5 protein-coding genes are annotated in these 7047 nt (G+C 69.3%); 3 read left to right on the top strand and 2 right to left on the bottom strand.

Annotated features, from left to right (window positions below; translation table 11 throughout):
* Positions 1 to 255: 255 nt before the first annotated feature.
* Positions 256 to 2850, bottom strand: coding sequence for a WecB/TagA/CpsF family glycosyltransferase (locus ACTHL9_RS05405; RefSeq protein ID WP_440517823.1), 2595 nt, complete (start codon positions 2848 to 2850; stop codon positions 256 to 258).
* Positions 2847 to 3452: an acyltransferase gene (locus tag ACTHL9_RS05400; RefSeq protein WP_440517822.1), complete on the bottom strand. Its 606-nt coding sequence runs from the start codon at positions 3450 to 3452 to the stop codon at positions 2847 to 2849. Before ACTHL9_RS05400 ends, ACTHL9_RS05405 begins: the two co-directional genes overlap by 4 nt.
* A gap of 671 nt (positions 3453 to 4123) precedes the next feature.
* Between ACTHL9_RS05400 and ACTHL9_RS05395 the strand changes: the two genes are divergently transcribed.
* From ACTHL9_RS05395 to ACTHL9_RS05385, 3 genes are all read left to right on the top strand, one after another.
* Positions 4124 to 4846, top strand: coding sequence for a hypothetical protein (locus ACTHL9_RS05395; RefSeq protein ID WP_440517821.1), 723 nt, complete (start codon positions 4124 to 4126; stop codon positions 4844 to 4846).
* A gap of 32 nt (positions 4847 to 4878) precedes the next feature.
* Complete coding sequence (locus ACTHL9_RS05390) at positions 4879 to 5856, top strand: hypothetical protein (RefSeq protein WP_440517820.1); 978 nt, start codon at positions 4879 to 4881, stop codon at positions 5854 to 5856.
* Between the two features lie 107 nt (positions 5857 to 5963).
* Entirely contained in the window at positions 5964 to 6836 is an 873-nt protein-coding gene (locus ACTHL9_RS05385) for a hypothetical protein (RefSeq protein WP_440517819.1), read from the top strand.
* The last annotated feature ends 211 nt before the right edge of the window (positions 6837 to 7047 follow it).

Below are 7047 nucleotides of genomic sequence, written 5' to 3'. Positions count from 1 at the left end.
GGCGCGGCGCAGGGATTGGTGGCCGCCTGTGCAGGCGGCGCCGCGGTCTGGGGCGCGATCGCGACGAAGACCGCCGCGAACAGCAGCGCAGAGAGCCACGCGGCAAGGGGCCGCCGGGTGCTCTGGAACACGGAACGGCGGCTGGATCGGGGTGCTACTCGCTGGCCCACGGCGACTCCTCGCTAGGAAGGGCTCTTGACTCGGAAGGGCTCTTGGACTGGGGAACTTCGGTCACGGCACGGCAGATCGGATGCCTCATCGCCGGCTGCTCTCGTCGCGCTCCCACAGGGGGGAGCCGGCGGACGGGAGCGACTGCCGCCGCCCCATGAGGGCGAACGTCGCGTAGACTGCGGCGTCGAGGGCAGAGAGCGGTCCGCGCACGGAGGCCACGAGGCCCCGGAACGTCCGCATCGGCGCACCTCCTCCGGTGGAGGCGGGGGCGCGGTACACACGATGGAGGGTGGAAACCAGGGACGACGTGGTCCGTGGCGGACGCACCACCACGGGCTCGCCGTCGAGGAACACCTTGTGCCCTGGATCGAACACAGTGTCCACGAAGTAGTCGTCGGCGGCGCCTTCGGGGAAGGCGCCCATGAGCCGGTGCCCTTCTTCGGTCATGGCGTAACACCCGGCGCCCCAGAGCGCGGTGCGATTCGAGGGAATCCGCACCCGGGCTCGGTAGTAGGCGGCCACGAGAGGGTCGCATCCGGACGTGTCGTACCGGAAGTCGGGCCGCCCGGCCAGGTATTCGCCTCGTGCGAGCTCGGCGAGGATCCCGGCGAGCGCGGCGGGCGGGACTTCGATGTCCGCGTCGAGGTAGACGCGGGGCCACCGGGTCGCGACGGCGTCTGCCGAGTTGAGGGCGCGGGCCTTCCCGGGCTCCGGCAGGTCAAGGACCCGCACCCCCAAGTAGTGGGCCGCGATCTCTGCGGTCCGGTCGGTGCACGCGTTGCACGCCACGATGACTTCGACGCGCCCGCTCTCGAGCGCGGGCCGCAGCCCTTCGAGGGTGCGGCCGATGACGCCTTCCTCGTTGTGCGCGGGGATGATCACACACCCTTCAGGATGCTCCTGCACCGAAGGATGGGCAGTGGGCCGGGGGAGCGCGTCCCACCGCCCGGGGCGGAGGAGTAGTGCGAGCGTGCGGCGATGGTCGCCGTCGTACGCGCGGAGCACCTCCCGGGTGACGACGGCGGCGGTAGCGAACGCCGCCGTCGCACCCGGGTGGTGCTTGCGCATGTAGCGGATCTTGTTGACGGACATGAGCGCGGCGAGCCCGCTCGAGGTTCCCGAGCCGCCTCCGGAGTGCATGACGCGCGCCGCGGGCTCGAACCAGACCTCGAACCCGTGCTGCCGCAGCGAGCGGAAGTAGTCCGTCTCCTCGGAGTACATGAAGAAGCGCTCGTCCCAGGGCCCCACGACGCGGGCGGCCTCGGCGGAGACCATGAGCGCGGCGCCCGTCGCCCAATCCACGGTGTGGGCGTGGGCGTAGCTCTCGGCGTCGTAGTCCGTCTCGGCGCTCCACTGCGGACGCCGGGGGAGGTGCGCCCCGAACAGTGCGTCGCCCCAGGCTCGCGCGGCGGTGGGCTCGCGTCGGAGCGAGGGGTAGCGACCGCCGTCGTCCTCGAGCATGAGCGGGACGACGGCCCCGGCGCCGGCGGCCCGCAAGCGGGCAAGGAGGGCGTCGACGGCGCCGGGGAGCACTTCGGTATCGGGGTTGAGCACCAGGAGCGCCTCGGCCTCGCCAGCTCTGGCGGTGGCCGCGTTGATGGCCCCGGCGTAGCCGAGATTTCCGCCGGTGCGGAAGGCGATGACGTCCTTGCAGTGGGCGATGGCGTCCAGCGTGAGGCGATCGGGGGAGTTGTCCGCGACCACGACCCGCAGCCGGAGACTCCGCGCTGAGCTGCGCAGCGAATCGATGAGCGTGGGCAGTGTATCGGCGCTGTTGTAGGTCGGGATGAGCACGGCGACGTCGGCGGTCTCGCCCGAGGGGACGAAGAGGCCTTGGCCCGCGGGGTGCGCGAACCGGGCCGAGGCGACGGCGGCGGATCGGCGGGCGTGGGCGGAGAGGGCGATGGTGGCGCCAGCCAGGGAATCAGTGCTGTGACGCCGCAGCCGCACGTAGGCCTCGGGGCCCTGGACGAGGTAGCGCTCCGAGAGGCGGGCGGGCTCGAGCGCGAGCCGCCAGGCCCACTCGAGTCCGTGCTCGGCGACCCAGGCAGGTGCCCGCTTGATGCGCTCCGCGAGGAAATCGACGACGGCGCCGAACGCGAGCAGGACACGCGCTCCTGTCGCCGGCCCGTGTTCGGCGATCCACAGCTCCTGGCGCGGCTTGCCGAGGCCCACGACCAGCACGTCGGTCTTGGCCGCGGCGATCGAATGGGCGACGACGGCGGACATCTCTGGGTCTTCGAGCTCGCCCCTGCTGGGGGCCCAGAAGCCGGAGACGCGCAGGCGGGGACGGCGTTCGGCGAGGCGTCCGCGGAGCAGGACTTGGGCGTCCGGGCTTCCGCCGAGGAAGCCGACCGTCAGCCCCTCGGCGTCGCAACGGTCCAGGATCGGCCCGAGGAGATCGCTGCCTGCGAGCCGGGGCCAGGGCCGCCCGGTGAGGCGCTCCGCCTCCGCCGCAAGCGGAGCGCCGTCCAGGAGCGTGAGCCATTCGACGTCTGAGGAACCGAGCGAACGCTGCCACCGCCCGCCGGACCCGAAATGGTAGACGTGATCGAGGTTGGCGGAGACCACGCCGAGCGGCCGCTCACGCTCGCGGCACCCGCTGAGGATCGCGTGGACCGAATCGCCGGCGTCCAGCAGGGTCACCTCAGTACCGCCGAGCATCACCCGGTTGCTCACGAATCGGCCCTCCAGAGGCGTCCGTCGGTTTCCACGTAGCGGCGCCCGGTCACCGGGCACAGCCACGTGGCTCCGCTGCCGTTGCGGACGTCCTCCTTGAGGCGATGGCCGGCCTCGCCGACCCAGCCGATCTGGCGAGCGGGCACCCCCGCCATAAGCGCGTAGTCGGGTACGTCCTTGACCACGACGGCGCCCGCCGCCACCGTGGCCCACGCACCGATGCGGACGGGGGCCACACAGACCGCCCGGGCGCCGATCGACGCCCCGGCCCCCACGCTCACGCCCACGGCCAGCCAGTCGTCGGCACTCTTGAGGGTGCCGTCCGGATTGACGGCCCGGGGATTGAGGTCGTTCGTGAAGACCACGGCGGGGCCGATGAAGGCGCCGTCCTCCACGACTGCGGGCTCGTAGACCAGCGCGTAGTTCTGGATCTTGCACCGGTTCCCGATGCGAACGCCTGGCCCCACGTAGACACCCCGGCCGATGATGCACTCCTGGCCCACCTGGGCTCCCGCACGGATATGCGCGTGCTGCCACACGACCGTTCCCTCGCCGACCTCGGCTCCTTCTTCGACCTCTGCGGTCTGGTGGTTCCGGACCATGCACCCCTCCATCCCCGTCACCGTCTGGCGCGCAGCTGCTGTGCGGTTGCGCTTGACTTCTACGGTCGGGACCGGGGGAGAAGGCGGACAAGGAGGTCGGGAGGAAACGGGTCTTCCCTGCCCCAGAATCGGGTGATGCCGAACTTTTGAGCTGCGAGCCCCGAGTACGGGTCCGCGAGGGCGGCAAGTAGTCGATGGAGCGGTCCGGGGCGTACCTGCGTACTCACTACGGGGGCCCGAGCGGTCAGGGGAAAACCGTGAAAAACCGGGGGAAATCCGGGGAGGCGGGTGGCACGGCCTCTCGTGGGGCGAGGGGCCGCTGCGGACCGCGAAGGCGCCCTACGGCTTGAGCGGGGGCCCTGATTTCCAAGTATGCGGGCCTTCCCCCGAAGCGTCTGCGTAGTCCACCTGCGTATCCCTTCCGTGATTTCCGCGTACTCCTGAGAGGTGGCCTTTCAGGGCCCCTCCGGAAGCCGGGTACCGACTACTGGTGACCCTCGGGATTCCGCCCGCTGTACTGGAATACATGGAGTTCGGTATTCAGCCGGACGCGTCGGCTCGGCCGGCGTGCTGGGAAATTCCGGAGGTGCGGGGACCTTCCGGCGAATACCACTCCGTCAAAGCTGGGGACAACGATTTCGGGGGTCGTGATGCGGCGGCGAAATGCGCGGGTGAAGAAATGGCGGTGGGTCAGGATTCTGGCCCTCGTCCTTTCCTCCGCGCTCGCCGTCTTCGCGGGCTTGCATCTTCTCGGGGACGATGCGCGCCAGCAGCTCCGGGCCGAGGCAGCGCAGCAGCTGGCGGCCTCGGTTCCGGAGCCTTCTCTCTCCTCATCTGGCATGGCGACTCCTACGGCGGTGCCGGGCACGGCCACTCCGCCGGCTCCGAGCCGGTCGGCTGCACCCGTCCCGCCTCCCATCCAACTGGCGAACATCGTTCTGCCCCCTCGGACGTTCTCCTGGCCGGCGGCGGGACTGACGGCCAACGTCGTTCCGATGGACTGGAGCGCGGCGGCGCCCGTCGACCCTCCGCTGGACGCCCAAGGCTTCGACCCGGTGGGCCACTGGCTCGTCGGAACGGGGCAGTCATCGAGCGTTCGGCCGGTGGTTCTTGCCGGGCACACCTGCCATCAGGGTGTGCCGCTCTGCACCGACGCGACCTTTCCCTTCAATCGCCTCAGCTATCAAGGCTGGGCAGTGGGGCAGCCAGCCTCCCTGACCGACGGGAAGGGACAGGTCGTGAATTGTTCGCTCGCGGACCGGAAAGTCGTCGACAAGTCGAAGGCATTTTCCTTCGAGAACAATCCCTGCGACGTGGTTGCCTTCTCCTGCAATTACGACGATCCCGACGGCCAGATTGTCCTCGTGACATTCCGCTGCGGGCAATGCACGTGACCATCCCGGACTGAAAGGAGGCGGGCAGGAAGATGCTGATTCCCGCACTTAAGAAGAACGCTCAATCCAAGAATTACACCAGCGGCCTGCTGGCGGCCGGCGCGGGAGCGCTCCTCGTGGCCGGGGTCGTCACGAGCCCAGCCATGGCCGCCCCGGGGGCGGCGGATTCCGCGCAGATCCCGATCTGCCACCTGACCGGTTCCCAGGCCAATCAGTACGTGATGGTCACGACGGACAAGTCGTCGATCGTGAGTTCGCGACCGCGGTACACGAATGACGTGTTCCCGCCCTTCGCGTACACCGATTCGCAGGGCCAGATCCAGGAAGTGCCCGGGCAGAACTGGGACGCCGCGGGCCAGGCACTCTACGCGAACGGTTGCGTCGCCCCGGCTATTACTCCCACACCGACGGTGACCCCGACCGTCACACCGACGGTGACGCCGACTGTCACCCCGACGGTGACGCCGACTGTCACGCCCACCACCGTCCCCACGACCGTACCGACGGAGACCACTGTGCCGACCACTGTGCCAACGGAAACCACTGTGCCGACGCAAACCACTGTGCCAACGCAGACCTCGGAACCCACAACAGCCCCGACGTCGGCGTCACCTGTGCCCTCGACGCCGACGTCGGACCCCGTGGTGGTCGAACCCACGACACCCGCTCCCACCACCCAGCAGACGCTGCCTACCGTGGTGAGCGACAGCCCGTCGTCGGCCCCTTCGCCGTCGACGAGCGTAACGTCGTCGACGTCGACGACGCCGGCGAGTCCCTCGGCTGGCGTTTCTGGGACGCCAGTCGGGGGCGAGCAGGCGACCGTGCAGCCCGCGGCGGCGGGACAGGCCCAGGCCCAGAGCGGCGAAGTGAGCCTCCGAGCTCAGACAGCGGCGTCCGCATCGTCGTCTGATTCCACGGCCTCGAACGCCTTCTTCGCTTCCGGAGTGCTCATGCTCCTGGGCGCTTTGGTCCCACGGTTCTCCAAGGGGCGGCGCGGCCGCCATCTGTAGGCGCAGGCACCTGCAAGCCAGGAAAGACCCATTGGGGGGCGTGCCGTCGTCCCGACGCCAACACCGCGTCGGGGCGACGGCGCGGACGTTTGAGGGAGGTTGACCGTATGCCCACCCCGGAGTCCGACGTCCCGGGATTCGAGGACGAGGACCTTTCCGCGACCGTCACCAAGCTCAACCGCATCAAGGCGAAGAACAGGGCGCGGCTCGCCAATTCCGAGCTGACGCGCGCTTTCCTGAACTCGGGTCTTGCCCTCACCAAGGACGTGTTCTCTTTGGGCGGAGGCGATCCGGCCGAGTCTGTTCCGCCGACGCTCGCCTATCTCTCGCGGCCTCGGGTACTCAGCCGCGCGAGGGAGGACTACCCAGAACTCGTCCCCACAGAAGCGAAGTTCCGCGACCGCTGGGCCGGCCACCAGGACTTTCTCGAGGACTTCGTTGCCTATGCCCTCTTCGCCCGCCACGCGAGCATGCGCCGGGCGTTGACGGAGTGGTCGAAGGAGCTGCTCACCGCCGGGACTGACTTCGCCACCGCCGTCCACCGCATCGCCTACGAGGGGGCGAAGCTCGTGCTCGAGCTGCCGGCCTATCGCCTGCAGCTGCTGACCATTGCCTCGGCTGCCGCAGACCCTGAGGTCTCACGGTCCATCAAGCGGATGTACTCGTCCCTGACTGCCTCGTGGTTCGAGCTCTACGAGCAGATCGCCGATTCCTTCGAGCTTGCGCTCCGCCCGGGGGTCTCCGCCTGGCAGCTCAACGTCATCCTGCAGTCGGTCTCGGAGGGTCTCGGGGTGCGCCTCCTCGCCGGCGTCGACGAGCCCCTGCTGGACCACGAACGGCGCGAGTCCGTCTTGGGCACCGCGGCGCTGGCCCTCTTCGTCTCCCTATTGGACAACGGCGACGGGCTGACACTCGAACAGGCAGCCAACCGGCAGTTTTCCCGCCCAAGGAAGTCCTCCGGTCAAAGAGGAATTCGCTGAGAGGACATCCCAAACTGCACATTCGCTGGTGCTAGTTCGCGCTTTGTTCCCAGTGCTGAACTGAACGCGCTGTTGACACAAGGCTCGCGCGTTCCAGAGACCGCGCGCGAAAGCGAGGATGACGGGGGACGGCGTGCGCCGGCGGAGACGGGGACGCATCCACTGGGGGTGGCTCAGGCTGCTCCCTCTAGTACTCGCGCTCGCCCTCGCC

Source organism: Sinomonas sp. (assembly GCF_051955515.1).
Lineage (GTDB): Bacteria > Actinomycetota > Actinomycetes > Actinomycetales > Micrococcaceae > Sinomonas.
The sequence above is the reverse complement of the archived record's forward strand: the minus strand, read 5'-3'. Positions and strand labels throughout refer to the sequence as shown.